The 23,995-nt window shown below is 68.7% G+C and carries 24 protein-coding genes; 10 read left to right on the forward strand and 14 right to left on the reverse strand.

The genetic code is table 11. The features are described 5' to 3' along the window. Positions 1-225 precede the first annotated feature (225 nt). Positions 226-789: an alkyl hydroperoxide reductase subunit C gene (gene ahpC, locus FB548_RS16305; RefSeq protein ID WP_142125842.1), complete on the reverse strand. Its 564-nt coding sequence runs from the start codon at positions 787-789 to the stop codon at positions 226-228. 384 nt (positions 790-1,173) lie between these two features. Here ahpC and prmC point away from each other — a divergent pair, with 384 nt between their 5' ends. The 4 genes from prmC (at position 1,174) to FB548_RS16325 (ending at position 4,493) form a co-directional block, all read left to right on the forward strand. After that, entirely contained in the window at positions 1,174-2,046 is an 873-nt protein-coding gene (gene prmC, locus FB548_RS16310) for a peptide chain release factor N(5)-glutamine methyltransferase (protein ID WP_142125843.1), read from the forward strand. 31 nt (positions 2,047-2,077) lie between these two features. Continuing rightward, positions 2,078-3,019, forward strand: coding sequence for a prolyl aminopeptidase (pip, locus tag FB548_RS16315; protein ID WP_142125844.1), 942 nt, complete (start codon positions 2,078-2,080; stop codon positions 3,017-3,019). 26 nt (positions 3,020-3,045) lie between these two features. Continuing rightward, positions 3,046-3,939 (forward strand): dienelactone hydrolase family protein, encoded by an 894-nt coding sequence (locus FB548_RS16320; RefSeq protein ID WP_142125845.1) that lies wholly within the window; start codon positions 3,046-3,048, stop codon positions 3,937-3,939. A 137-nt stretch (positions 3,940-4,076) separates the two neighbouring features. Next, on the forward strand, positions 4,077-4,493 hold the full coding sequence (locus tag FB548_RS16325; RefSeq protein ID WP_185742147.1) for a DUF4019 domain-containing protein: 417 nt from the start codon (positions 4,077-4,079) through the stop codon (positions 4,491-4,493). Positions 4,494-4,497: 4 nt separating this feature from the next. Here FB548_RS16325 and FB548_RS16330 read toward each other — a convergent pair whose 3' ends face one another. From FB548_RS16330 to FB548_RS16340, 3 genes are read right to left on the reverse strand one after another with little or no spacing between them, the layout of a single operon-like run. Continuing rightward, the gene (locus tag FB548_RS16330; protein ID WP_142125847.1) at positions 4,498-5,064 is read right to left on the reverse strand and encodes an NUDIX hydrolase; all 567 of its coding nucleotides are present in this window, start codon (positions 5,062-5,064) and stop codon (positions 4,498-4,500) included. A gap of 51 nt (positions 5,065-5,115) precedes the next feature. Continuing rightward, a complete protein-coding gene (locus FB548_RS16335) occupies positions 5,116-6,006 on the reverse strand; it encodes a 5'-3' exonuclease H3TH domain-containing protein (RefSeq protein ID WP_185742155.1) in 891 nt (296 codons plus the stop codon). A 10-nt stretch (positions 6,007-6,016) separates the two neighbouring features. Then, positions 6,017-6,598 (reverse strand): nitroreductase, encoded by a 582-nt coding sequence (locus FB548_RS16340; protein WP_142125849.1) that lies wholly within the window; start codon positions 6,596-6,598, stop codon positions 6,017-6,019. Between the two features lie 154 nt (positions 6,599-6,752). On the opposite strand from FB548_RS16340, the gene FB548_RS16345 reads away from it, so the two are divergent. Together FB548_RS16345 and FB548_RS16350 are read left to right on the forward strand one after the other, a co-directional pair. After that, a complete protein-coding gene (locus FB548_RS16345) occupies positions 6,753-9,065 on the forward strand; it encodes a DUF1631 domain-containing protein (RefSeq protein ID WP_142125850.1) in 2,313 nt (770 codons plus the stop codon). A 91-nt stretch (positions 9,066-9,156) separates the two neighbouring features. Beyond that, on the forward strand, positions 9,157-10,263 hold the full coding sequence (locus FB548_RS16350; protein ID WP_142125851.1) for an NAD(P) transhydrogenase subunit alpha: 1,107 nt from the start codon (positions 9,157-9,159) through the stop codon (positions 10,261-10,263). Positions 10,264-10,272: 9 nt separating this feature from the next. On the opposite strand, the gene FB548_RS16355 is transcribed toward FB548_RS16350, so the two are convergent. Genes FB548_RS16355 through FB548_RS16370 form a run of 4 tightly spaced genes read right to left on the reverse strand, consistent with a single transcriptional unit; the run spans position 10,273 to position 12,042 of the window. After that, complete coding sequence (locus FB548_RS16355; protein ID WP_142125852.1) at positions 10,273-10,716, reverse strand: DUF3106 domain-containing protein; 444 nt, start codon at positions 10,714-10,716, stop codon at positions 10,273-10,275. Further along, a complete protein-coding gene (locus tag FB548_RS16360; RefSeq protein ID WP_142125853.1) occupies positions 10,713-11,117 on the reverse strand; it encodes a hypothetical protein in 405 nt (134 codons plus the stop codon). The genes FB548_RS16355 and FB548_RS16360 overlap by 4 nt, the downstream gene beginning before the upstream one ends. Further along, entirely contained in the window at positions 11,114-11,683 is a 570-nt protein-coding gene (locus FB548_RS16365) for an RNA polymerase sigma factor (RefSeq protein WP_142125854.1), read from the reverse strand. The genes FB548_RS16360 and FB548_RS16365 overlap by 4 nt, the downstream gene beginning before the upstream one ends. A 23-nt stretch (positions 11,684-11,706) precedes the next feature. Continuing rightward, entirely contained in the window at positions 11,707-12,042 is a 336-nt protein-coding gene (locus FB548_RS16370; RefSeq protein WP_142125855.1) for a hypothetical protein, read from the reverse strand. Positions 12,043-12,207: 165 nt separating this feature from the next. On the opposite strand from FB548_RS16370, the gene FB548_RS16375 reads away from it, so the two are divergent. Both FB548_RS16375 and FB548_RS16380 read left to right on the forward strand, forming a co-directional pair. Continuing rightward, on the forward strand, positions 12,208-12,507 hold the full coding sequence (locus tag FB548_RS16375; protein WP_142125856.1) for an NAD(P) transhydrogenase subunit alpha: 300 nt from the start codon (positions 12,208-12,210) through the stop codon (positions 12,505-12,507). Then, a complete protein-coding gene (locus FB548_RS16380) occupies positions 12,504-13,892 on the forward strand; it encodes an NAD(P)(+) transhydrogenase (Re/Si-specific) subunit beta (RefSeq protein ID WP_142125857.1) in 1,389 nt (462 codons plus the stop codon). The genes FB548_RS16375 and FB548_RS16380 overlap by 4 nt, the downstream gene beginning before the upstream one ends. A 45-nt stretch (positions 13,893-13,937) precedes the next feature. Here FB548_RS16380 and FB548_RS16385 read toward each other — a convergent pair whose 3' ends face one another. Then, complete coding sequence (locus FB548_RS16385; protein ID WP_142125858.1) at positions 13,938-14,831, reverse strand: AraC family transcriptional regulator; 894 nt, start codon at positions 14,829-14,831, stop codon at positions 13,938-13,940. A 470-nt stretch (positions 14,832-15,301) separates the two neighbouring features. Between FB548_RS16385 and FB548_RS16390 the strand changes: the two genes are divergently transcribed. Then, positions 15,302-17,062, forward strand: coding sequence for a sulfotransferase (locus tag FB548_RS16390; protein ID WP_185742148.1), 1,761 nt, complete (start codon positions 15,302-15,304; stop codon positions 17,060-17,062). Here FB548_RS16390 and FB548_RS16395 read toward each other — a convergent pair. The 4 genes from FB548_RS16395 to FB548_RS16410 all read right to left on the reverse strand — a co-directional run bounded on the left by FB548_RS16395 (position 17,050) and on the right by FB548_RS16410 (position 22,005). Further along, on the reverse strand, positions 17,050-17,670 hold the full coding sequence (locus FB548_RS16395) for a 2OG-Fe(II) oxygenase (protein WP_142125860.1): 621 nt from the start codon (positions 17,668-17,670) through the stop codon (positions 17,050-17,052). The two genes, FB548_RS16390 and FB548_RS16395, sit on opposite strands and share 13 nt — an antisense overlap. A gap of 7 nt (positions 17,671-17,677) precedes the next feature. Next, complete coding sequence (locus FB548_RS16400) at positions 17,678-20,605, reverse strand: TonB-dependent receptor (protein WP_142125861.1); 2,928 nt, start codon at positions 20,603-20,605, stop codon at positions 17,678-17,680. 314 nt (positions 20,606-20,919) lie between these two features. Then, positions 20,920-21,378, reverse strand: a complete 459-nt coding sequence (locus tag FB548_RS16405) for a hypothetical protein (RefSeq protein ID WP_142125862.1) — start codon at positions 21,376-21,378, stop codon at positions 20,920-20,922. Positions 21,379-21,510: 132 nt separating this feature from the next. Next, positions 21,511-22,005 carry a hypothetical protein gene (locus FB548_RS16410; RefSeq protein ID WP_142125863.1) on the reverse strand — a complete coding sequence of 165 codons (495 nt, stop codon included), beginning with the start codon at positions 22,003-22,005 and terminating at the stop codon, positions 21,511-21,513. A gap of 113 nt (positions 22,006-22,118) precedes the next feature. Here FB548_RS16410 and FB548_RS16415 point away from each other — a divergent pair, with 113 nt between their 5' ends. After that, a complete protein-coding gene (locus FB548_RS16415; RefSeq protein ID WP_142125864.1) occupies positions 22,119-23,561 on the forward strand; it encodes a PLP-dependent aminotransferase family protein in 1,443 nt (480 codons plus the stop codon). Positions 23,562-23,567: 6 nt separating this feature from the next. On the opposite strand, the gene FB548_RS16420 is transcribed toward FB548_RS16415, so the two are convergent. Next, positions 23,568-23,981, reverse strand: coding sequence for a hypothetical protein (locus tag FB548_RS16420; RefSeq protein WP_142125865.1), 414 nt, complete (start codon positions 23,979-23,981; stop codon positions 23,568-23,570). Positions 23,982-23,995 lie beyond the last annotated feature (14 nt).

A 23,995-nucleotide genomic window follows, 5' to 3' on the forward strand; every position in this document is an offset into this window, starting at 1 on the left:
GTCTCCGGGGAGGAATCGGGGGAGTGAGGTCAGGCGTTTGCAGGAGCGGCATGCGCCGGGGGAGGGAGCCGGCCAGGGAGGGGGAACCGGCAAGCGGCACATGCCGCTGCTGCAAACGTCCGTCGGGGAGACCGGCCTCCGGGCGCGTGGCCCGGAGGTGGTTTGATGCGTGTTCGTGGAGCGTGGCGCATCCATTGGACGGATGCGCCGGTGTTGCGGAGCGACTTAGATCTTGCCGACCAGGTCCAGCGACGGGGCGATCGTCTGCGCGCCTTCCTTCCACTTGGCCGGGCAGACCTGGCCCGGGTTGGCGGCGGTGAACTGGGCAGCCTTCAGCTTGCGCAGGGTTTCCGACACGTCGCGGGCGATCTCGTTGCTGTGGATCTCGGCGGTCTTGATGACGCCTTCCGGATTGATAACGAAGGTGCCGCGCAGGGCCAGGCCTTCTTCCTCGATGTGCACGCCGAAGGCGCGGGTCAGCTGGTGGGTCGGGTCGCCGACCAGCGGGAACTGGGCCTTGCCTACCGCCGGGGAGGTTTCGTGCCACACCTTGTGGGAGAAATGCGTGTCGGTGGTGACGATGTAGACCTCCGCGCCGGCCTTCTGGAACTCGGCGTAGTTGGCGGCGGCGTCTTCCACTTCGGTCGGGCAATTGAAGGTGAAGGCGGCCGGCATGAAGATCAGGACCGACCACTTGCCCTTCAGGGTGCCGTCGGTGACTTCGACGAATTCGCCGTTGTGGAAGGCGGTGGTCTTGAAGGGCTGGACCGCGGTGTTGATCAGGGACATGGAAGATCCTCGTGAGTGGAGTGGGTGTGGTGAAGCGATGGCGCCATGGTAGGCAGGGGCTATTGATATCTCAAATCGATTGATGGAATTGAATAGATAGTTTTTAGCTATTGAAATCCCGGATCCGGTGCATCCGTGGCCATCGTGACGCTTGATGTCGGGATCAAAGTCATGTTTTTCAATGAGTTGTTAGGCATATGACGTGCTCATCGTTCGTGCCTGCTAGCCGAATGCGATACCCGACGGAGGCCCGGCGTGCCATGAACAGGGAGATGGTCCGGAGCAGAGTGGCCAGCCGCCTCCATACGCCATTGAGCACCATGATGGTGCACCGCGGCGATACGTCCGCGTTCCGCGGCCCCGGGCCCGCTACCATGCGCGGCAATGCCTGCCGACCTGATCACTGCCCGACTCGACTTGGCCCTGCGCGGCGGCGCGTCCCGCTTGTCCGGACCCGACGCGCGGCACGAGGCCGAACACCTGCTGCTGCACGTGCTGGGGCGCGACCGGGCGTGGCTGTTCGCGCATGGCGACGACCCGTTGCCCGAACGGGAGGCGGCGGCGTTCGACGCTCTGCTGGTGCGGCGTATCGCGGGCGAGCCGCTGGCGTACCTGCTGGGCCGGCGCGGGTTCTGGACGCTGGACCTGCAGGTCTCCCCCGCCACGTTGATCCCGCGCCCCGAGACCGAGCGGCTTGTGGAACTGGCGCTGGAACGGCTGCCTGAGGCGCGCCCGCTGCGCGTCGCCGACCTGGGCACCGGCAGCGGCGCCATCGCGCTCGCGCTGGCCAGCGAACGACCGTTGGCGCAGGTCGTCGCGACCGACCTCAGTGAAGACGCCCTGCGAGTGGCAAGGTCGAACGCGCACGCGCACGGTCTGGCCAACGTCGTGTTCCGCCGCGGCAGCTGGCTGGCGCCATTGGTGGGAGAGCGCTTCGACCTGATCGCCAGCAACCCGCCCTACATCGCCGACGGCGATCCCCACCTGGTGCAGGGCGACCTGCGCTTCGAACCACCCACGGCACTGTCGTCCGGCGCCGACGGACTGGATGCGATCCGCGAGATCGTGGCCGCGGCCCCCGCGCACCTGCTGCCGGGTGGCTGGCTGCTGCTGGAGCACGGCTGGGACCAGGGCGAGGCGATCCGCGCGCTGTTGGCCGGTTCGGATTTCATCGACGTGGCGACCGTGGCCGACCTCGAAGCACGCGACCGCGTCACCCTCGGACGCGTCACGGAAGGGCAGGACCGCAGCCGCTAGACTGTCCGCTTTCGTCCAGGACATGCCGCCCATGCGCACGCTGTACCCCGATATCGAGCCGTTCGACACCGGCACGCTGAAGGTCGACGACCGCCACACGCTGCACTACGAACAGTGCGGTAATCCGCAGGGCAAGCCCGTGGTGCTTCTCCATGGCGGGCCGGGCGCCGGCTGCAGTCCGAAGATGCGGCGTTTCCATGATCCGGCGAAGTACCGCATCGTGCTGTTCGACCAGCGCGGCTCCGGCCGCTCCACGCCGCATGCGGATCTGGTCGACAACACCACCTGGGACCTGGTGGCGGACATCGAGAAGCTGCGCGAGAAGCTCGGCATCGACCGCTGGCAGGTGTTCGGTGGCAGTTGGGGCTCGACGCTGGCGCTTGCCTATGCCGAAACGCATCCGCAGCGCGTCAGCGAACTGGTGCTGCGCGGCATCTTCATGCTGCGGCGATGGGAACTGGAATGGTTCTACCAGGAAGGCGCCAGCCGCCTGTTCCCGGATGCGTGGGAGCACTACATCACCGCGATTCCGCCGGTGGAGCGCCACGACCTGATCTCCGCCTTCCACCGCCGGCTGACGTCCGAAGACAAGGCCACGCGCCTGGCCGCGGCGAAGGCGTGGAGCGTATGGGAAGGTGCGACCAGTTTCCTGCACGTGGACGCGGATTTCATCAGCGGGCACGAGGAGCCGGAGTTCGCGCTGGCGTTCGCGCGCATCGAGAACCACTACTTCGTCAACGGCGGCTTCTTCGAGGTCGAAGACCAGTTGCTGCGCGACGCCTCGCGTATCGCCGACATCCCGGGCGTCATCGTGCATGGGCGCTACGACGTGGTCTGTCCGATCGCCAATGCATGGGAACTGCACAAGGCGTGGCCGAAGGCGAAGCTCGCGATCACGCCGGCCTCGGGCCACTCGGCTTTCGAAGCCGAGAACGTTGACGCCCTCGTGCGTGCGACCGACGCTTTCGCCTGACGTCCCATCGCAGACGGGAGAACACCATGGAGCATTCGCGCGCCACCGCATCCGCGTTCGACCAGCGTGTGCTGGACCTGTACGACGACTATGTTCATGGGCGCGTCGACCGGCGCGGCTTCCTGGCCGGCGCCGCGCAGTTCGCCGTGGGCGGCACCACGGCGGCCGCGCTGCTGGCGGCGCTGACGCCACAGTACGTGTTCGCGGCACAGGTGGCCGTGGATGATCCACGCATCACCACTGTCTACCGGACGTTTCCCGCGCCGCAGGGCCATGGCGAGGGCCGTGGCCTGCTGGCGATGCCGCGCACGGACGGCCCGTCTCCGGTCGTGCTGGTGGTTCACGAGAATCGCGGCCTGAATCCTTACATCGAAGACGTCGCACGCCGGCTGGCGGTGGCGGGCTTCATCGCGTTCGCGCCCGACGCGCTGTATCCGCTCGGCGGCTATCCCGGCGACGACGACGCCGGGCGCGAGATGCAGGCCACGCTGGACCGTTCAAAGGTGCTGGCGGACATGGAGGCTGCAGCGCACTTCGCGCATGGGCTGCCGCGCAGCAACGGCAGGTTGGGCGTGGTCGGGTTCTGTTTCGGTGGCCTGGTCGCCAACCTGCTGGCGGCGCGGCTGCCCGACCTGGTGGATGCCGGCGTGCCGTACTACGGCGGCCAACCCACCGCGGAAGAGGCAGCGCGCATCAAGGCGCCCTTGCTGCTGCAGTTCGCCGAACTGGATACGCGCGTCAATGCGGGTTGGCCCGCCTACGAACAGGCGCTTGAAGCCGCCGGCGTGTCCTACGAGGCGCACGTCTACCCGGGCGTCAACCATGGTTTCCACAACGACACCACGCCCCGTTACGACCACGCGGCCGCCGACCTGTCCTGGCAACGCACGCTCGCGTTCTTTCGTCGCCAGCTTGCCTGACCGGAGTGTGTCTGTTTGCCCGCCCGCGATGCGCCGGGCGTGTCCGGTGCGGGTGCAGGGGTCCGATCCAGTGGTGGGTGCCGCTGCTTCCTTGAAGCGTGGCGGCGCAGACCATGTGGCGGGGAGTGGATCGGGAAATGACGGCGCAGGCGGCAAGCCAGGTGGGCGAGGCGAGGATCGGGCTGGAGGATGTCGATATCCCGCGCCTCGGGATGGCGGCCATGCGGTTCATCAAAGCCATCGAGCAGGGTCAGCACGACGTCCTGTGGGATGCCGCCTCCGCGTCGATCCGTCGTGCGATGGGGCGTGAGGCGTTCGTCGCCTTGATGGCGCAGCGGCATGGTGCGCTGGGTCGGGGCCGGAGCCGTCGCTGGGCGGCCGTGCGGGTCGACCAACCCAGCCAGCGTCCGCGATGGCAGCCAGGCACGTATGCCGTGCTGGAGTTCTCGGTGATGTTCGGCGAAGCCTGCGCGCCGCATCGCGAAACGGTGACGCTGCGGCGCGAGGATGGAGGCGTCTGGCGGCTGGCAGGCTACGCGGTCAAGGCGGACTGAGGCGTCAGTCCCGCGGCGTGCCGTCCAGGGTGTGGTCGATCATCCAAAGCCCCGCCCAGAGCTTGGCGTCCAGTTCGTAGCCCTCCCGCATCTTCTGCGCCAGCCACGCAGCCGCACGCACGCGCGGGATCGCATGCACGGTGATGTCCTCGTCACCGTCACCCCCGCCTTCTCCGATCCTGCGCAGCCCGGTCGCCCGGACGAAGGCGATCTTCTCGCTGCTGCTGCCCGAGGATGTCGGGCCGATCATCAACACCTCTGCCTGCTCCGCCGTCCAGCCGGTTTCCTCCTCCAGCTCGCGAATGGCGGACACCTCGATCGACTCGCCGGCATGGATGTCGCCGACCAGGCCCGCCGGCATCTCGATGGTCCGTGCCTGCAACGGCACCCGGAACTGCTCCACGAACAATACGTCGTCATCCGGCGTGACCGCGATGATGATCGCCGCCAGTCCGCCGGCATGCGCGCGTTCCACGTATTCCCACGTGCCCCGCACCATCATTCGTTGGTACTTGCCCTGCCACACTACGTGGGCGGGCTGTCGGCGCTTGTCGTCATCACGATCATCCATGGGGCGATGCTATCGGGTGCGCGTGACGATTCACAGCGGTCGATCGCGCTGCTATTCCAACCCCGCCGCCACCCGCAGCCGGCGCCGGGTCATCGGGCCGAAGCGCAACGCATCCGAGAGGCCGGCCAGCATGTCGCCATCGGCCTGGCCACGTACGTGACCGGTTTCCACCTCGCCGAGTGGCGCATCCAGGGCGATCGTGGTGAGCTGGCGCCATAGCAGGGCATGCTCGCGCTGTTCGCGCAGGCGCACGGCGAGCGTCGCGGCACCGCGCAGCCGCAGGAACGCGACTTCATCCATGCGTGCGAGCAGGGTGTCCAGATCGCCGAAGTGCGCCAGCAGCACGGCGGCGGATTTCGCGCCGATCCCGGTCACACCGGGAATGTTGTCCACGGCGTCGCCCGTCAGCGCCAGGTAGTCGGCGATCTGCCGCGCTTCCACGCCGTGCCGGGCCTTCACGCCCTGCATGCCCCAGCGCTGGCCGCGGGCGAAGTCCCATTGCTCGTCGTGCTCCTGCAGGAGTTGCGACAGGTCCTTGTCCGCGGACACGATGATGCCGCGGAAACCCTGTGGCCTTGCGGCATGCAATGCGCTGCCGATCAGGTCGTCTGCTTCGTACTCGCCATGGGCGAGCACGCTCAGCCCGAGCGCGGCACAGAGCGCCTTGCAGTGCGTGAACTGTCGTCGGAGCTCTTCCGGCGCCGGGTCGCGATTGGCCTTGTAGGCCGGATAGAGGCGATTGCGGAAGCAGCTGTCCAGCGCCTCGTCGAAGGCGATGGCGATGTGCGCGGGGCGCTCCTTTTCGAGCAGCTCCAGCAGGAAGCGCGCGAAGCCGTGCACCGCATTGGTGGGCCAGCCATCGGCATCCTGGAATTCGTCCGGCATCGAGTGCCAGGCGCGGAACACGTACAGGCTGGCATCGACCAGGTGGAGCGGACGCATCACGGCCTGCTCAGGCATGGGGCGTCCAGTCGCTGAGCAGCGCCGCGGGATCGGGGCGTTCGCGTTCGGGGGCGTCCAGCTGCGGTGTGCCGATGTGGATGAAGCCGGCGATCTTCTCGTTCGCAGCCAGGCCGAGCGTTTCCGCCACGGCATCGTCGTACGCCATCCAGCCGGTCAGCCATTGCGCGCCGAAGCCGAGTGCCTGCGCGGATTGCAGCAGGGCAAAGCAGACGCTGCCCGCAGTGAGCAGTTGCTCCTGCTCCGGCACCTTGTGGCCCGAGATGAGGTGCGCGACCACGGTGATGATGACCGGTGCGTGCGAGAAGCGCGCGCGGTCCTTCGCGACCACGGCGTCCGCCGCGGCGGGATCGAGATGCAAGGTGCGTGCCGCCAGGTGTTCGCCGAGCGCATGCCGCGCTTCGCCCTGGATGCGGAGGAAGCGGAACGGCACCAGCTTGCCGTGATCCGGTACGCGGACCGCGGAAGCGAGCATCCGGAGCAACGTGGCATCGTCAGGGCCGGGGGTGCCGAGCTGTTTGGAGGGCACGGAACGGCGTGCGTCGAGGAAGCGCAGGGGATCGGTAAGCGACATGCGTCAAGTTTACCGTGTCACATCTTGTTGCATGGCACTAAAATGACGAGGCCATCACGGTTGCCGGTCCGCCGGATTTCCTACGATGTCATCGCGGATCCCCGGTCCGTATCCCCCGAACTCCTTTCGCCTGCCAAGGCGGGGAACCTTGCGCATGTCGAACGTCCTCAATATCGCCGATCGGCCCGGTCGCGACACGCGTCTGCTGGATCAGGCGCGTGATGCGGCGATCCCGCCGCTGGTGGACGCCTTCGCGGTGGCGCTGGGTCGTTTCGACGATGCGCTATTCGACCGTGCCGAGCGGGCCGGCCCCTCGCAGATGGCCTTCCTGGATGCGATGCGTGAACTGCGCCGTCGCCGCGAAGACATCATCGTGCGCTTCCGCGCCCATCTGCAGCGAGCCTGGAGCGCGCTGCAGGAAGGGCAGCCACTGTCCATGGAGAGCGCATTCGCACAAGGGTCGGAGGACGGACTGACCCTGATAACGGACCAGGAGCTGGAGTCCCGGCTGGCCGTACGCAACCTGGCCAGCGTGATCCAGCGCGACTGCAAGCCCGTCCTCGCCCGGCTGGACCGCCGCCTGGGCTGGATCGCCGGCAATGTCGTGCTGGACGTGGAGCTCAACCCCATCGGCCCCGAGCACATCGGCGTGGCCGTCCACCAGGCGTTCTCGGCGTGCGATCTCACGCCCGAGGTCCGGCTGGTGGTGATCAAGCTGTGCGAACGGGACCTGGTGCCCGCGATCGCGCGCATCTATGCGTCGTTGGACCAACGGCTCATGCAGGTTGGCGTGATGCCGGAACTGCCGTCGCGCCGCGCACCGAAGCCGGAAGCTGGCGCGGCGCCGGACATGGAGAACGAGGGTGAAGGCGGCGAGGAGCCCGGCGCACCTGCGTGGGCAGCGCGTTTCCTCAATCGCATGGCCGGCGTGAGCCGTGGCCTCGAAGCCACGCGCGCCGCCCCGATGATGGGTGGTTTTAGCGACGTGCCGCCTGGCTACGGCGCCGCACCAGGCGCGCAAGGCGTCCTGCTTGAAGCGTTGCATCACCTGCTGCAGGAGTCGCGCCGTGGTCGCGATGCGGGCGATGCGGCGGAAGCGCGCGCGGCCGACCAGCGCCAGCGCGACCTGTCGCAGCGGGAAATGCTCTCGGTGCTGTCCCTGTTGCAGGCCACGCCCAGCGCCACGCTGCGTGCGGCGATCGGCGACAACGGCGAATCGCTGGCGCAGCGCTTGAAGAACGAAGTGCTCAGCAGCGCCATGCAGCTCGGCGTGGACCCCTCCACCGCGCGCCTGGCGCCCGTCGACGAGGATGCGATAGACCTGGTCGGCATGCTGTTCGACGTGATGCTGGACGAGCGCGACCTGGAGGGCCGTCCGCGCGAACTGATCGGCCGGCTCGTGGTGCCGTTCGTCAAGGTGGCGTTGCTGGACCGGCGCATGTTCGTGCAGAAGACCCATCCCGCGCGACGCCTGCTCAACGTGCTGGCGGAGGCCTGCGAGGGCAACAACGGCGAGAGCGCGGCCGAACGCACGCTGCTCACCAAGGTGGAAGAGGTCGTCGACCGCCTGGTCGCCGAGTTCAACGAGAACCTCGCGATCTTCCTGACGCTGGAGGAAGAGTTCCGTGCGTTCCTGGAACAGCATCGCCGCCGCATCGAGATCGCGGAACGCCGTGCCGCCGAGATCCAGCGCGGGCAGGAGCGTCTGGAAGCTGCGCGCGCGCGCATGAGCGCCGAGCTGGACGAACGCCTTGCGGATCGTCGCGTGCCGCAGGCCATCGAGGATTTCCTGCGCCAGCCGTGGGCGCACCATGTCACCATGACGGTGCTGCGCGAAGGCGAGGAAGGCGAGGGCCTGCGCGAATCGCTCACACTGGCGGACGGCGTGCTGGAGGAACTCACCGAAGCGCAGCGCCATGTCATCGGCAAGCCCTGGTTGCAGGCGTGGCGACCGGCGTTGCTGAAGGTGTTCGCCAGCGTCGGCATGAATCAGGATGCCGCGGGCGGCGCTGTGGATGCATTGCACGACACGCTGCAGGCGGTGGCCGCAGCGCGTCCCGACCTGGAAAAGGCGCTGCCGGAACTGCCGCAGGTGGTGCTGCCGAAGCCGGTCATCGACGAGGAAGCCACGCCGATCCAACTGGTCGCGGGCGCGGATACGCTCGAATTCGACCACAGCGATGCGGACCATTTCCGCAATCTTGCGATCGGCACCTGGCTGGACTTCATCGACAAGGACAACAAGGTGCAGGCGGGCAAGCTGTCGTGGGTCAGCCCGATCTCCTCGCGCCTGCTGTTCGTCAATCGTCGCGGCGTACGCTTCTGCGTTGCCTCGCCGGAAGAACTGGCCGCGATGGTGCGCCTGGGGCGCCTGCGCACGCACCAGAGCGAGGACGCCTTCGACAGTGCCATGCAGGGCGTGATCGAGCGCCTCGAGCCCACCCCGTCTCCCGCCGCGGCGGTCTGACCGCGAGACCGACCGCCGGTCCTCCGCTTCCGCGCGGAGATGCCACGCTCTGTTAGCATCCCGACACGGATGACCTAACGACGAGGGGCGCATGGCGGTCGAAGTTCGGGTACTGAAGGAAACCGCGACCGGTGAGCGCCGCGTGGCTGCGACGCCGGAAACGGTCCGCAAGATGCTGGCCGCAGGCGCACGGGTGACCGTGGAGCGCGGTGCTGGCCAGGCGGCCGGTTTCGTCGATCAGGCGTATGCCGATGCGGGGGCGGAGATTGTCGATGGCGAAGGCCGGGAGGGTGCCGACCTGCTGCTCTGCGTGCAGCCGCCGGCGCCCGACGCCATCCGCCATTTCAAGATGGGCGCCACGCTGGTGGGCGTGCTGCAGCCATCCGCCGATCCCGCGCGCGACGAAGCGCTTCGCGCACGCGGCATCCAGGCGTTCCCGCTCGAGCGGCTGCCGCGCACCACGCGCGCGCAGGCGATGGACGTGTTGAGTTCGCAGGCGGGCATGGCCGGTTACAAGGCGGTCTTGATCGCCGCGCAGCTCGCACCGCGCTTCTTCCCGATGCTGACCACGGCCGCGGGCACCATCCGGCCATCGAAGGTGTTGATCGTGGGCGCCGGCGTGGCGGGCCTGCAGGGCGTCGCCACGGCCAAGCGCCTCGGCGCACAGGTGGAGGGCTTCGACGTGCGTCCGGAAACGCGCGAGCAGATCGAATCGCTGGGCGGGAAATTCCTCGACCTGGGCGTCAGCGCGGCGGGCGATGGCGGGTATGCGCGCCAGCTGACCGATGAAGAGCGTGCATTGCAGCAGCAGCGACTGGCGGATCACCTGAAGGGTATCGATGTGGTGGTGTGCACCGCGGCGGTGCCCGGCCGGCCCGCGCCGAAGATCATCAGTGCCGCGATGGTGGCGGGCATGAAGCCCGGCAGTGTCATCGTCGACCTGGCCGCCGAAACCGGAGGCAACTGCGAACTTACCCGGCCGGGCGAGACCTACGACCACCAGGGCGTGACTCTGGCAGGGCCACTGAATCTCGCCAGTCTCGGCGCTGTCCACGCCAGCGAGATGTATGCCCGCAACGTGCTCAACTTCGTGTCGCTGTTCGTCAGGGAAGGTGCGCTGCAGTTCGACTGGGACGACGAACTGCTGGCGAAGACGGTGTGGCCGGAAAGACCATCGGCGACGCCGGCTGCGGCCTGAGGGCCGCCTTCAACGGTCTGGCCGCCGGTCACGCTCGCGCGGCGGCGGCGCGTTGTCGCGCATCCAGGCCTCGCGCTGTTCGGGCGTCATCTTCTTCCACTGCTCGCGCAGGTCGGCGCGCTGCTCGGGGGTGAGCGTCTTCATGCGGCCGTAGAGCGCACGCGCCTGGCGGCGTTGCTCCGGGTTCATGCCCTCGAAACGCTTCATGCCATGCCGTGCCTGTGCACGTTGTTCCGGCGTGAGGGCCTGCCAGCGCTGGGCGCGCTCCATCATGCGCCGACGCTCGTCCGGCTCGCGGTTCCAGCGATCGCGCACGGGTGCGATGAGCGCTTCGCGTTGCTGGGGCGTCAGCTTATCCCACTCAGGCAGCGGCGCGGGCGTGGACTGCGCCCATGCGTGGCCGCTGGCAAGCAGCAGGCCGAGGACGAAAAGACGGGTGGCGCGGGCAATCATGGGGTCGACTCCATGGCGAGGGGCTGGGCATCGGCCGATGCCAGCCACAGATACAGGTCGGGGTCTTCATCGAGCGCGCTGGGGACGCCGAGCGCGTCGGCAGTGATGTCGCTGGCCTGGGCATTCGACGATGTCGTGGCCACCGAGGAGGGCACAGGCGCATCCGGCGCACGCGGCAGCCACTGCAATCCAAGCCCCACCGCGAGCACCGCAGAGAAAGCTGTTGCCGTCAGCCAGCCCCAGGCGCGCGGAGTGCCGGCCGCTGGCGCGCGACGCTGGTTCTCGTGGCGGGCGGTCCGCAGCCGCAGCAGCGTCTGTGGCGACACATGCGCCACAGCAGCCTGGTGCAGGCGACGGGCCTGCTGGTCGAGGCCATGGCCGTTGTCGTGGGCGGGGTTCATCGGAATTCCTCCAGTTGCCGTTGCAGGGCATCGCGCGCACGGGACAGGTGCGTCTTCACCGATCCCTCCGAGCAGCCCATCGCGCGCGCCGTGTCGGCCACATCCAGTTCTTCCAGCACGCGCAGGGTAAAGGCTTCGCGCTGCCGGGCGGGCAGATTGCGCAGGGCTCCCACGAGCCGCGCGTAGGCTTCACGTTGGTCGTGCGCCTGCGAGGGGCCGGCGCCGTGGTCGGGCGCCCAGTCCACTGGGCCTTCTTCGCCGCGGTCGCCGGTCGGCAGCAGCCAGCGCAGCCGGAAGCCGGCGCGGCGCTGCAGATCGACGATGCGCCGGCGCAGGATGCTCCAGAACAGGGGCGTCCATTCCGCAGCGGGGCGGTCGGCGTACACTAGCATCTTCATCATGGCGTCCTGCACGGCGTCCAGCGCATCCTCGCGATGGCGCAGGCCGGCTTCGGCGAAGCGGAACGCGCGCGGCCCGATGTCGGCCAGGAACAGATCCAGCGTCGCCGCCAGCGGGCTGGACGGTGACGTTTCCGGCGACGGACTGGGGGCGGTGCTCACCAACATAGCTTAGCGGCCGGGGGCGTGAATCAGCCGCGACGATCCAGGCGGCGGTCGATGCGGTCGCCGCGACGGTCCCAATGCGCTTCGGCGCGCTCGCCCTTGCGATCCAGGCGGAGGTCGATCCGGTCGCCACGGCGCTCCAGGTGCTTCGCGGCGCGGGGATGGCCATGGGTGTCGGCCCATCGCGCGCTGCGGTCGAAGCGCCGCTCAATGCGGTCGCCGCGCGCATCCATGCGGTGCTCCACGCGGTCGCCCTTGCGATCCAGCCGGTGGTCGATGCGATCTCCTGCATCGCGCGCGGAGGCGACGCCAGTGGTGCCCAGCAGCAGTAAGGTCAGTACCAACAGTGACATGCGCTTCATGGGCGGGTCCTCGGGGCGTTGGGGTGCAGGCATGGGAACGCAGCGCGCGGAGCATGGTTGACAGGCCGCGAGGCGACACCCGCCAGGTTCAGGTGCGGTTATGATGCGGGCACACCCTGCGCGCCGCGCTGCGGTGTCGACAACGTGGACAGGATGGGGGAGCGGATGAGCGACGGGTTCGTGGCGCTGTACATCTTCATGCTGGCGGCCATCGCCGGGCACGTGATCATTTCGCGGGTGCCGGTGATCCTGCATACGCCGTTGATGTCCGGCTCCAACTTCATCCACGGCATCGTGCTGATCGGTGCGATGGTGGTGCTGGGCCATGCCGATACCACGCTGGAGAAGGCCATCGGCTTCATTGCCGTGCTGCTGGGTGCCGGCAACGCGGCCGGTGGCTACGTGGTCACCGAGCGCATGCTGGACATGTTCAAGAGCAGCAAGAAGCCGGGAGACGCCAAATGAGCGCGCTCACCCTGGTGAAACTGAGTTACTTCGTGGCCGCCACGCTGTTCCTGCTGGGCCTGCAGCGCATGGCCAGCCCCAAGACCGCGCGCAGCGGCATCCAATGGGCCGGCGCGGGCATGCTGATCGCCACCATCGCCACGTTCTTCCTGCCGGGGCTGCACAACATCGGCCTGATGATCGCGGCCATCGTGATCGGCGTTGGCCTGAACTGGATCTGGGGCAAGAAGGTCGCCATCACCGACATGCCGCAGATGGTCGCGCTGTTCAACGGCATGGGCGGCGGTTCGGCCGCGGCCATCGGCGCGGTGGAACTGGTGCGCTATTCCGCCGGTGAACCGGCACCGTCCACGTTCACCCTCTCGCTCGCAGTCATTGGCGCGCTGATCGGCGCCGTCTCGCTGACCGGCTCGGTCATCGCCTGGGCCAAGCTCGACGGGCGCATGGACAAGCGCTACACGTTCCCGGGCCAGCAGTGGTTCAACGCGCTGGTCGCGTTGGCGGCGGTGGTCTGTGGTGTGATGGCGCTGACCACACTGGCGATGCCGTGGATTGTCGCCTTCTTCGCGCTGTCGCTGGCCCTGGGCGTATTGATGACGCTACCGATCGGCGGCGCCGACATGCCAGTGGTGATCTCGCTGTACAACGCCTTCACCGGTTTGGCGGTGGCGTTCGAAGGTTATGTGCTGGGCAACGAAGCCTTGATCATCGCCGGCACCATGGTCGGCGCGGCCGGCATGCTGCTGACGCGGCTGATGGCCAAGGCGATGAACCGGAAGATCAGCAACGTGCTGTTCTCCAACTTCGGCGGCGGCAGCGCGGCGATGCAGGAGATCGGCGGTTCGATGAAGCCCATCGAGGCTGCCGACGTCGCCGCGATGATGGCCTACGCCGAGCGCGTGGTGATCGTGCCCGGCTACGGCCTGGCGGTGGCGCAGGCGCAGCACAAGATCTGGGAGCTGTCGCAGAAGCTGATGGATCGCGGGGTGAAGGTGAAGTTCGCCATCCACCCGGTGGCCGGCCGCATGCCGGGCCACATGAACGTGCTGCTGGCCGAAGCCGGCGTGCCCTACGACCTGATCGCCGACATGGACGACATCAACCCCGAGTTCGCCAACACCGACGTATCCCTGGTGATCGGCGCGAACGATGTCGTGAATCCGGTCGCGAAGACCGACCCGGCCAGCCCGATCTACGGCATGCCGATCCTCGATGTGGTCAATTCGAAGAACACTATCGTCATCAAGCGCGGCAAGGGCACTGGCTTCGCCGGCATCGAGAACGCGCTGTTCTATGCCGACAACACCCGCATGCTGTACGGCGACGGGTCCGAGATGGCCAATGCGCTGGTCAGCGAACTGAAGGCACTCGACGGCGGGCACTGAGCCCATCGTCGCTGTACACCTGCTAGCGCGAACGCGTCGCGCGGCTCAGGCCGCGCATGCCTCGCGCTGCGCTTCATCGCACGGCGGCAGCAGGCGGCGCACTTCCGATGTGGTCCGGCCGAAGGCGTTCTTGAAGGCGCGACAGAACGCGCTCTGGCTTTCGAAGCCCAGCATCTCGGTGATTTCGCAGATCGGCAGGCCGGTGCGGCTGACCATCTCCCAGGCCTGGCGTTCGCGCAGGCGTACGGCGTATTCGTTGGGCGTTTCGCCGAACACGCTGCGGTAGATGCGGATCAGGTGGCAGGGCGAGTAGTTCGCCATGCCTGCCAGTGCGTCCAGGTCCAGGCGCGTGTCGGGGTTGCACTCGATGGCATGGCGCACGCGCAGCAGGCGCAGCAGCGTCTGCTGCCGCCGCACCAGCGTGCGTCCGTTGCAGCGGCCGAGATGCGCCTGCACCTCGTGCTGGTGTTCCGCCAACGTCGCGCACAACGCGTCCAGCAGGGCCGGCGGATCGCCGCTCGGACGCGTGGTGGTCGGGTGGCTGTCGCGCGCGAGCCGTGCGAACAGGCCCACCACCTCGCGTCGCATGCGTCCGCGCCACGGCAGCAGTGGCGGCCATGCGTCACCGCCGTGGCGTGCCAGCGCGTCCCACAGGCCGACGGGTCCGCACAGCGCCAGCCATGCCTGCGGTCCGAGCGCGCGGCAGCGCAGCGCGCCGTCGCGCCACACCTGCATCTGGCGCGACGGCAGGGTCCAGTCGCCGGCCCCGGCCGACAGCGCCAGCTGGCCGTGCAGCGGCCAGCAGATCGTCAGCCATCCGGCAGGCACCTCGGCCTGGGTGCCGCGTCCGCGTGCGTGCAGCAGGTGGAATCCCTCGTGGCTGAGGCGGGACGGTTCCAGCGTCTCGCCGAACCGCAGGCTGTGGTGGAGGATGCGCATCGAAGTGGCCCTGTGGACGCGGCAGCGTCCTGCGTTGCGTTGAGGCCACTCTAGCCACCCTCCGCTCCCGCTTTGAGAGCCAATTCCGGCGAGCGATGCAGGGCCACTCGTTCAGGCGCGACACGTCCACGCGATACCGTGCGGTCGCGCGGAAAAATGTGCCCGGCGGTGCCGGGCATGTCCGTGGCCGAGGGTGCGTGGCGTTCCTCTGGAGGGAACTCTGGCACCGGGTCCGTGCCGGAGAGAGCACGGCGGCGTTGACCCGCTCAGGGTCGCGTTCTCGCTCGGGCCGCCGCGTGCTGTGGGTGCGATCCACGTACACCGCTGTCGCTTCATCGATGCGCACGGAATGCGGAATCGCGACCACGGCACCAGCAGGAACCAATCCGCCATCGCCGGCGGGTACCAATCCGCGCGCACGCGCCGGTGCGGCATGCCATCGTGCGATGTCTTTCCGGATGACCTCCGCCATGCAGCGTGCCGTCCTCGCCGCCGCCGAGCACCACGCCGAAGCGCCGCACCTTGATGCGCTCGCCCGACAGGCGCTGGCGCATGCGATGGCGGAGCGCCATGCCGACGCCGCTGTGTTGTTCGAACGCCTGCATAGGCAGCAGCCCGACGAGCCCGCGCATGCGCTGAACCTGGGCAATGCACGGCTCGCGTGCGCGGATGTCGACGGCGCGTTGCAGGCGTTCGAGGCCGCGGAACGCCTGGGTGGCGATGGCGTCGCGCTGTGGCTGGGGCAGGGACTGGCTTGGCTGGCGGCGAGGCGATTCCAGGAAGCGGGGCGTTGCCTGGGTCGCGCCTACCGCGCGCAGCCTGGGGCATCCGATGTCGCGTTGGCGTGGGCCCAGTACCTAGTGGAGATGGAGCGGTTCGACGACGCGCGCCGCTGCCTCGCCCGCATCGACATCGCCGCGGTGTCGCCGATGCAGCGTCGCGGTGTCGCGTGGCTGCACGCGCAGGCGGGCGACGAGCACCTCGCCCTGCAGCTGTTCGCTGCCTGTCTCGCCGACGATCCCGGCGATGACGTCACGCGCCTCCAGTACGCGCTGTTGCTGGAGCGGATGAACCGGGTGGACGAAGCGGGCGAACAGCTCGCCGCGGTGCGCCATCCGTCGGCGCAACCCGCGTTGTATGCGTTGTGCCGTGGACGCTGGCTGCGGCGGCGCGGCGATGCGCGCGGCGCACTTGCCCATGTGCGGTCGGCGCTGGAACACGCCGGCGGCGACGAGATGGCGGCGCAGCTGCACTTCGAAGCGGCACGGCTGCACGATCTCGATCGCGACGAGGACGCTGCGATGTCGTCGCTGCAGCAGGCGCATGCCTCGGCGAAGCGCGCCTTCCACGTCCGGCATCCCGAGGCGGAGCATGCCGATCCGCTCGCCTGGCTGGCGCAACGCCTGGCCGCTCCTGCTCCTGCGCATTGGCACGCACCGATCGAGGATGGCCATCCGCCTGATCCCGTCTTCCTCGTCGGCTTCCCACGCTCAGGCACCACCCTGCTGCAGCAACTGCTGCGGATGCATCCGGCGCTGCAGGTGGCGGAAGAAGTGCCGGTGCTGGAGGACGTCATCGCCGCCCTGTATGGAGACGCGAGGGATGGCGATCTCGGCGCGAGGCTGGAGGCGTTGGCGCCCGCGCAGCGCACGGCGTTACGCGGCCGTTACTGGTCGGCGATGGCGGCGCATGCGCCGGATCCCTACCGCAGGCTGGTGGACAAGTACCCGCTGTCGCTCACGCGCATCGGCCACATTGCGCGCCTGTTCCCGCGCGCCCACACGCTGTGCCTGCTGCGCCATCCCTGCGACGTGGTGCTCAGCTGCCATATGCAGGCATTCGGTCTGAACGGCGGTGCGCTGGCGTTTTCGTCGCTGGCGTCCACGGCGGAGGCCTACGCGCGGGTGATGACTTATTGGGAAGAACAGCGCGTACTGGCCGGCTGCGCCGTCCATGTGCTGCGCTACGAAGACCTGGTGGTCGCGCCCGGGCCCACGCTGCGCGAGATCCATGCGTTCCTCGGGATTCTCCCGCACGGGGGCGGGATCGAGGAATTCCATCGGCAGGCGCACGAACGCGAGACACGCATCCGCACGCCCAGCTACGCACAGGTGGCGCGACCGCTCAACACGGATGCCCTGTACCGCTGGCGGCGCTACCGGCGCCATTTCGCCGGCGAACCGATGGCGCGGCTCGCGCCGTGGATCGAACGCTACGGCTACCGGGAGTGAGCCCGTGGAAAGCGCAGGTAGGTCGACACGATGTACTTGTCGCGCGTCGGCGACGGGCATCCCTGGTGAGGGAACATCCAGTAGGGCGGGAACACCAGCAACCGGCCCGCACGCGGAACGACATGCAGGTCCAACGACGGAAAGCGCGTATCGCCACCGTCGTCGATGTCGTTCAGGTACCACAGGAACACCAGGTAGCGGTCGCAGACTTCGTTGACCGCATCGAAGTGGAGCTGGAATTTCTCGCTGTCGCCCGCGGCATAGCGCTTCATCACCAGCGGCGCCAGCAATGGACTGTCGGGCACCGCGATGGGCAGTCCGATGTCCCGGTTGTAGCGCGCCAGCGCGGCGTCGATGCGGGCCCTGAAAAAGTGCAGGAAACCGTCGTCCGCGTGGCGGCCGACGTCCAGTTCGCTCCAGGCACTGTCGTCCAGCCCGGCACGTATGCCGCGACCGTTGCGTTGCTGGCGGCCGGCCAGTGCGTGGAACGAGTCGACCATGCGTGCGCAGAAGGCCGGGGGCAGGTCATCGTCGTAGACGCGGACGAAGTGGCGCAGATCGCAGGAGGGCCACGCGGCCGCACCCGGAGGTGCGACCGCGCCGTCCATGCCCGCGTCAGAACTTGACGGTCCAGCGCATCCAGTAGAAACGTCCGATGCCATCGTAGGTCCGCAGGTCGGTGGAAGCGTTGAAGCCGGAGTAGACCAGCGGCGCCTGCCGGTCGGTCAGATTGCGCACGCCCAGCTGGATCTCGCTGTTCGCCAGTTCCGGCACGCGGTAGCCCACCTGCAGGTCGGTCTGGGTGAACGACGGGATGCGCCGCTTCGCCACGTAGCCCGGTTCGCTCACGTCGGCCACGTCCGGCGCTTCGTACACGTGGTGGATGTAGCGCGTGCTGAGGCTGGCGCTCCAGTTGCCCAGGTTCCAGCGCAGGTCGTTCAGGGCGCGCCAGCGCGCCAGGTTGCCGAAGCCGGAACTCGCACTGTCCACGAAGGTGCCCGCCAGCCCGCTACTGCCCGGGATGCCGGGGAACGCGCCCACATCGCTGCTCGGATCGCCGGCCAGCAGCCGCACTTCGTACTCAGCCAGGTAGCTGGTATCCAGGTTCCAGGAGAACCGGCCCCAGGGCGTCTCGCCGAACAGGTAACGAAAGCCGATGTCCACCCCGCTGGTCTTCAGCGCGCCGAAGTTGCCCACCACGTTCGTCATCTGCGCCACGTCGCCGGCGGCGTCGCGGATGAAGCTGTCGCAGTAGCGGCCGAACTGGTAGCACTGGTTGAGAATCACCGTCTCCGGCAGCGTGGTGATGAAGTCGTCCAGCTCCACTCGCCAGAAATCCACGGTGGTGCTGAAGCCGTCCGCCCACGACGGGCTGTAGACGAAGCCGACGGTCAGCACGTCGCCCTCCTCGGGTTGCAGGTCCGGGTTGGACACCTGGAACGAGGTCACCTGGTTGTTACTCTGCTGGAACGAGCCGTCGACGGGCACGTTGGCACAGGCGCGCGGGTCGCCGACCGCGCCGCCGCTGTAGCCGTTGCAGGGGTCGATGTAGGTGTTGGCGCTGGGCGTGGTCGGGCCGAACAGGTTGGCGATCGTCGGTGCGCGGAACACCTGCGCATAGGTGGCGCGCACCAGCAGGTCGCTGATCGGCTTCCACTCGATGCCCACCTTCGAGTTGGTGGTATTGCCGAAGTTGGAGTAGTCCGAATAGCGCGTTCCCAGCGAGATGCTCAGCCGTTCGGCGAACGGCACGTCGGCCAGCAGCGGCAGCAGCGCCTCCGCATACAGCTCCTTCACGTCGAAGCCGCCGGCGATGTTGCCGTAGGTGCAGGCTTCCTGGGTGATCAGGCACACCGTTTCGCCGGCCGGGATGATGGTGAGGAAATCCACGTCGGAACTGGCCGTTTCCTCGCGGTATTCCACGCCCACCGCCAGCGACGCCTTGCCGGCCGGCAGCTCGAACAGGTCGCCGGTCGCGTTGGCGGTGAATACCTTCAGGTCGTTCTGGTTGGTGTTGACGATGGTGGGGTTGATCGTCGCCAGCGCCGCCAGCTGCGCCTGGCCGGCCGGCGTCGACGGATCCGGCGGCGGGCCGAAGAAGTTCACCGGCAGGCAACCGGCGATGACGCTGGACGGATCGCCGGGGTTGCGTACGCAGATCGCGTTGCCGCTGGCCGGGTCGATCATCGACGGGCCCAGCGAGTCTCGCAGCGCCGGGCTGTACAGGTAGCCGCGCACCACCTGGGTCTGCGGCGTGCGTCCGTAGGAGTACGCCGCGTCCCAGCTCCAGCTGCTGTCGCCGAACATGCCGCGCAGGCCGGCGACGATCTGGTAGGTCTGCGTTTCGAACGCGGTGCTGCGCGTGGGGATGAAGTCGCGCAGGCGCAGGCGCGCGTCGCTGATGTCGACGCCGAACGGGTTGTACAGGCTGTCCGCGCTGATGGGCACGTCGTCCACCGCCGGGCGTCCGTCGAACGGCAGCGGCGCGATCTTGAACGAGGATTCGGTGCGGTTCCAGGCGCCCAGCAGGAAGGCCTCGGTGCTGTCGGTCAGCTGGTAGCTGCCGCTGAGGAACAGGTTGGTGCGTTCCTGCGGGGTCAGGTTGAGATTGCCGTCGGCCTGGAAGTTGTAGACGTCGTTGGAGTTGTCGAAGCAGCGGAAGTTGGCGCCGCTGCTGCCGGGCGTGCCGTCGATGCGCGTCAGCACCACGTTGGCCTGCGAACCGCAGTTGGGATCGGCGAGGTTGACGCCCGCGGCGGAGGCGGCCGAGCGCGGCACCACGTAGCGGCCGGTGAGGATGCGGCTGGTGCCGCCGATGCCGTGCTCGCCCGCATACAGCTGGTAGGGCTGGCTGGAGTACGCGCGATCCTTGGCGAAGACCGGATCTTCCTTGTCGTAGCCGGCGCCGACGATGATGTGGCTGCGCTCGCTGCTGGCGCCGAACATCGCGTCGTAGCGTTGGGTATCCGCGTCGCCGCGCGACGAGACGCCGTAGAAGGCGCTGGCTTCCAGTCCCTCGAAATCGCGGCGCATGATGAAGTTCACCACGCCGCCGATGGCGTCGGAACCGTAGATCGCCGACGCGCCGTCCTTCAGCACCTCGACGCGTTCGATCATGCCCATCGGGATGGTGTTGACGTCGACGGCGCCCGCCGCATTCGCCACGGAGGCGATCCAGCGGCGGCCGTTCACCAGCACCAGGGAACGGGTCTGGCCGAGGCCGCGCAGGTCGACCGTGGCCGCGCCCGCGCCGCCGCCGTTGTTGACCTGCGGGTTCATGCCGGCGCCCGAGATCGACGGTGTGCGCTGCAGGAATTCGCCGACGGTGGCGGCGCCGGAGTTGCTGATCGCCTCGCGATCGATGACGAACACCGGGCTGGCGGTTTCCAGGTCGCTGCGCTTGATGCGCGAGCCGGTCACCTCGATGCGGTCGAGCGTGGTGGTGGCGGGGGCCGATTCCTGCGCGAACGCAGGTCGGACCAGCGCGCCGGTCGCGATCGCGCCGACGATCGCCAGGCTCAGGGGATTGATGGCAGGTTTCATGCGGTCTCCAGTTCATGGTGCCTGCCACGGGCGGGCAGGGTGAGCGCAAGAATCACGAATCCTTAACCCCGCGCCGTGCGCGGCCATCGCGCTTGTCGTGTGCAGGAATTCGCCTTCCTCGCCGCGTGCGACGTGCGTCGGGCAATGTGCGCAACGCGGCTATCGGATGCGCAACTGCGGCACGCGGGCGCCACGGGCGTGCGCCTAGCGTGAGGTCGGGGACGACGCGGAGCAGTGCGATGCGGCAGCGCGATGGTCGAGGCGGATCCGTGATGTCGACGCACGCCGTGCAGGCGTGCGCGGCACCGGTCGTATCAGTCGTGGCGCGCGAGCACCCAACGCGCGGCGAGCGCGCAGGGAATGCCGACCAGCACCGCATGCGCGACGACGTGCGCGAGCTGCTGCCACTGCCACGCCGGCCACGCACCTTCGCCGGCGGCCGACAACGGGACCACGACGTAGGTCATCACCGCGTACAGCAGCACGCCATAGAGCGCGCCGTAGGGGAGCGGATGGCGCTCGAGCGCCGGCACACGGCGCGCCGCCTGGTAGAACGTCCACGCCATGACCAGCGCGATGCCGTAGTGCGAGACCGCGCCGAGCAGTGCGGAAGCGCCGCCGCCGGTGAAGGCCTCGCGTCCCAGCCATCCGGCGGCCACCGACTGCAGGATCTTCACCGGCGGAATGCCTTGCATGCACCAGAAAGCGAAGGCGTAGAGGATATCCAGCGTGCCGGCGACCGCACCGCCCAGCAGCACGGCGCGGGGAAACATGGGGGAGGGCGCGCGTGCATTCATGGCGGTGCGATAGTCGGTGGAGGAAGCGACGTCATTGCAACCGGCATTCCCGCGCCTGCACAGGTCCATTCCCGGGCATGCGATCGGGAGCCATCGCGCGCGTTCGCTTCATGCGCGCAGTCGCCGCGCGGCCCACGCACACGGCAGGCCCACCAGCACCGCGCAGGCGAACAGGCCGAAGCCGATGCCATCCAGGCGCGCCGGCGCCGCGCCTTCCACGGCGAACAGCGGTACCGCGATGTGGAAAACCGCCACGTACGCCAGCGCGCCGTACATCAGGCCACTGCGGACGGAATGGCGTCGCAGCGACGGCCATGCCGTCGCCAGCGATGCGTACAGGCGCACCAGCCCCCAGGTCAGCACGACGAACAGCACCGTGCCGGCGACGGCGGTCGCCATCCCGCCCGCGAACGCCTCGCGGCCCAGCACCCACGCCGCGATCGACTGCGGAATGCGCAGCGGCGGCACGCCATCGATCACCCACCAGTACAGGATCGCGGCGCCGAGATCGGCCAGGCCGGCGACGACGCCGGCCAGCAGGCAGCACGGGAACATCGGGGCCCGGGATGCCCGGGCAGCAGCAACCAAAGACGGAGCAGTCATGGGAGGGGGCTCGCATGGTGACGGAATTGGCCCTATCAGGGCGTGGAAAAGTGGCACTATCAAGGTCCAATTCGGTCGACTGGAATAGGGCCAATCCACGCGAGGAACTCCGGATGCACGTGAACATGGACGGCCAGGGGCCGCTGCATGCCCAGCTGACGCGGGCGCTGAAGGTCGCCCTGTTCGCCGGCCGCCTGGGCGGGGCCGGGCGCCTGCCGGCCACCCGGCAACTGGCGCGCGATCTGGGCCTGTCGCGCAATACCGTGCTGGCCGCCTACGAGCAGCTGCGGGCGGAGGGCTTCGTCCGTGGCCGGGTCGGCTCGGGCAGCTTCATCACCCCGCCGGTCCGCCCGGAAGTGCCCGCCACCACGCCGCAGGCGGAGCGCCCGCCGCAGTCCGCGTTCGCCCGCCGCGGCCGCCGCTACCACGACCACGCCACCATGGCCGGCCGCCCCACGCCGGGCATGCGCTACGCGTTCTCGTATGGCGTGCCGTACACCAACCCGGCGCTGACCAGCGCCTGGGCGCGCGAGCTGGCCCGTGCGGCCGCCTATACCGCGCCCAACTATCCGATGACGCAGGGGCTGCCCGCGCTGCGCGACGCCGTCTGCGACTACCTCGCGCGGCGGCGCGGCGTGCAGGCGTTGCCGGAGGATGTGCTGATCGTCGCGGGCACGCAGCAGGCGATGGCGCTGAGCGCGCGCGTGCTGCTCGACGTCGGCGAGAGCGCGGTGGTGGAAGAGCCGCACTACACCGCCATGCGCGAAGTGCTGCAGATGCACGGCGCGCAGGTCGACGCGGTGGACGTGGATGCGCAGGGCCTGCGGCTGGACCACCTGCCGTCGCCGGCCCCCAAGCTGGTCTGTGTGACGCCGTCGCACCAGTTCCCGTCGGGCGTGGTGATGTCGCTGGAACGGCGGCTAGCCCTGCTCGACTACGCGCGCCGCCACGACTGCTGGATCTTCGAGGACGACTACGACGGCGAATTCCGCTACGACGCGCAACCACTGGCCGCGCTGCGCTCGCTCGACCGCGACGGCCGCGTCGTCTACGTGGGCACGTTCTCGAAGGTGCTGTTCCCGTCGATGCGGCTGGGCTACCTGGTGATGCCGCCGGGCCTGCAGCGCGACTACCTCAACGCGAAGTGGCAGGACGACTTCGGCAGCTCTGCCATTGAGCAGGCCGCGCTGGCCAACTTCATGGCCGACGGCGGCTTCGAGCGCCACCTGCGCCGCACCGCGCGCGCACTCGCCGAGCGGCGCAGCGCGCTGATGGACGGGCTTGCGCGTGAACTGGGCGACGCGCTGCACATCGCCGACTCGCGCGCCGGCATGCACCTGGTGGCGTGGCTGCGGAAGGCCGACCAGGCGCAGGGCCGCGCGCTGATCCTGGCGGCGCGCGAAAAGGGGCTGGATCTCTATCCGATCGCGCCGTACTACCAGCGCGTGCCCGCGCAGGCCGGCCTGCTGATGGGCTTTGCGAGCATGTCGGTGGCGGAGATCGAACAGGCGGTGCAGGTGTTCGCCGCGTGCATGCGCGGGCAGGGACTCGCCTGATCCGCGTCAGCGCGCCGCCCAGCCGGCAAGCAGCGGTGCGATGGCCAGCGCGGCCCAGTCCAGCGGTGTGGTGGTCAGCGTCACCAGCGTCCACGCGTAGTCCGTGCCCAGCTTCGTCATCGAGTCCCACGGTGCCAGGCCCATCGAGAAGCCGACCTGGGTCGCGGCGATGCCCCACAGCGCCAGCAGGCAGATGAGCAGGGTCGTGCCTGCGCCGAGCCAGGCACGGCGGTGACCGGCCGGCATCCCGGCCAGCCGCAGCACCAGCACCACGTCCGCCGCCGCCAGCAGTGCCATCCAGCCAGCTTGGCGTTGCAGGTAGACCGACAGCACCACCCAGATCACCAGCACGCAGGCACTGGCCAGCACGAGCATCACGGGAACCAGCCAACGGGGGAGGCGACGCTGGGCGGGGGACATGGAGACTCCGGCAG

The organism is Pseudoxanthomonas sp. 3HH-4, assembly GCF_006716465.1.
In the GTDB taxonomy this organism is placed as follows: domain Bacteria; phylum Pseudomonadota; class Gammaproteobacteria; order Xanthomonadales; family Xanthomonadaceae; genus Pseudoxanthomonas_A.

Excerpts from the sequence above, each read along its gene's own strand:
- ahpC (WP_142125842.1), bottom strand. The coding sequence starts at position 789 with ATGTCCCTGATCAACACCGCGGTCCAGCCCTTCAAGACCACCGCCTTC.
- prmC (WP_142125843.1), top strand. The coding sequence starts at position 1,174 with ATGCCTGCCGACCTGATCACTGCCCGACTCGACTTGGCCCTGCGCGGC.
- pip (WP_142125844.1), top strand. The coding sequence starts at position 2,078 with ATGCGCACGCTGTACCCCGATATCGAGCCGTTCGACACCGGCACGCTG.
- FB548_RS16320 (WP_142125845.1), top strand. The coding sequence starts at position 3,046 with ATGGAGCATTCGCGCGCCACCGCATCCGCGTTCGACCAGCGTGTGCTG.
- FB548_RS16325 (WP_185742147.1), top strand. The coding sequence starts at position 4,077 with ATGACGGCGCAGGCGGCAAGCCAGGTGGGCGAGGCGAGGATCGGGCTG.
- FB548_RS16330 (WP_142125847.1), bottom strand. The coding sequence starts at position 5,064 with ATGGATGATCGTGATGACGACAAGCGCCGACAGCCCGCCCACGTAGTG.
- FB548_RS16335 (WP_185742155.1), bottom strand. The coding sequence starts at position 6,006 with ATGCGTCCGCTCCACCTGGTCGATGCCAGCCTGTACGTGTTCCGCGCC.
- FB548_RS16340 (WP_142125849.1), bottom strand. The coding sequence starts at position 6,598 with ATGTCGCTTACCGATCCCCTGCGCTTCCTCGACGCACGCCGTTCCGTG.
- FB548_RS16345 (WP_142125850.1), top strand. The coding sequence starts at position 6,753 with ATGTCGAACGTCCTCAATATCGCCGATCGGCCCGGTCGCGACACGCGT.
- FB548_RS16350 (WP_142125851.1), top strand. The coding sequence starts at position 9,157 with ATGGCGGTCGAAGTTCGGGTACTGAAGGAAACCGCGACCGGTGAGCGC.
- FB548_RS16355 (WP_142125852.1), bottom strand. The coding sequence starts at position 10,716 with ATGATTGCCCGCGCCACCCGTCTTTTCGTCCTCGGCCTGCTGCTTGCC.
- FB548_RS16360 (WP_142125853.1), bottom strand. The coding sequence starts at position 11,117 with ATGAACCCCGCCCACGACAACGGCCATGGCCTCGACCAGCAGGCCCGT.
- FB548_RS16365 (WP_142125854.1), bottom strand. The coding sequence starts at position 11,683 with ATGTTGGTGAGCACCGCCCCCAGTCCGTCGCCGGAAACGTCACCGTCC.
- FB548_RS16370 (WP_142125855.1), bottom strand. The coding sequence starts at position 12,042 with ATGAAGCGCATGTCACTGTTGGTACTGACCTTACTGCTGCTGGGCACC.
- FB548_RS16375 (WP_142125856.1), top strand. The coding sequence starts at position 12,208 with ATGAGCGACGGGTTCGTGGCGCTGTACATCTTCATGCTGGCGGCCATC.
- FB548_RS16380 (WP_142125857.1), top strand. The coding sequence starts at position 12,504 with ATGAGCGCGCTCACCCTGGTGAAACTGAGTTACTTCGTGGCCGCCACG.
- FB548_RS16385 (WP_142125858.1), bottom strand. The coding sequence starts at position 14,831 with ATGCGCATCCTCCACCACAGCCTGCGGTTCGGCGAGACGCTGGAACCG.
- FB548_RS16390 (WP_185742148.1), top strand. The coding sequence starts at position 15,302 with ATGCAGCGTGCCGTCCTCGCCGCCGCCGAGCACCACGCCGAAGCGCCG.
- FB548_RS16395 (WP_142125860.1), bottom strand. The coding sequence starts at position 17,670 with ATGGACGGCGCGGTCGCACCTCCGGGTGCGGCCGCGTGGCCCTCCTGC.
- FB548_RS16400 (WP_142125861.1), bottom strand. The coding sequence starts at position 20,605 with ATGAAACCTGCCATCAATCCCCTGAGCCTGGCGATCGTCGGCGCGATC.
- FB548_RS16405 (WP_142125862.1), bottom strand. The coding sequence starts at position 21,378 with ATGTTTCCCCGCGCCGTGCTGCTGGGCGGTGCGGTCGCCGGCACGCTG.
- FB548_RS16410 (WP_142125863.1), bottom strand. The coding sequence starts at position 22,005 with ATGACTGCTCCGTCTTTGGTTGCTGCTGCCCGGGCATCCCGGGCCCCG.
- FB548_RS16415 (WP_142125864.1), top strand. The coding sequence starts at position 22,119 with ATGCACGTGAACATGGACGGCCAGGGGCCGCTGCATGCCCAGCTGACG.
- FB548_RS16420 (WP_142125865.1), bottom strand. The coding sequence starts at position 23,981 with ATGTCCCCCGCCCAGCGTCGCCTCCCCCGTTGGCTGGTTCCCGTGATG.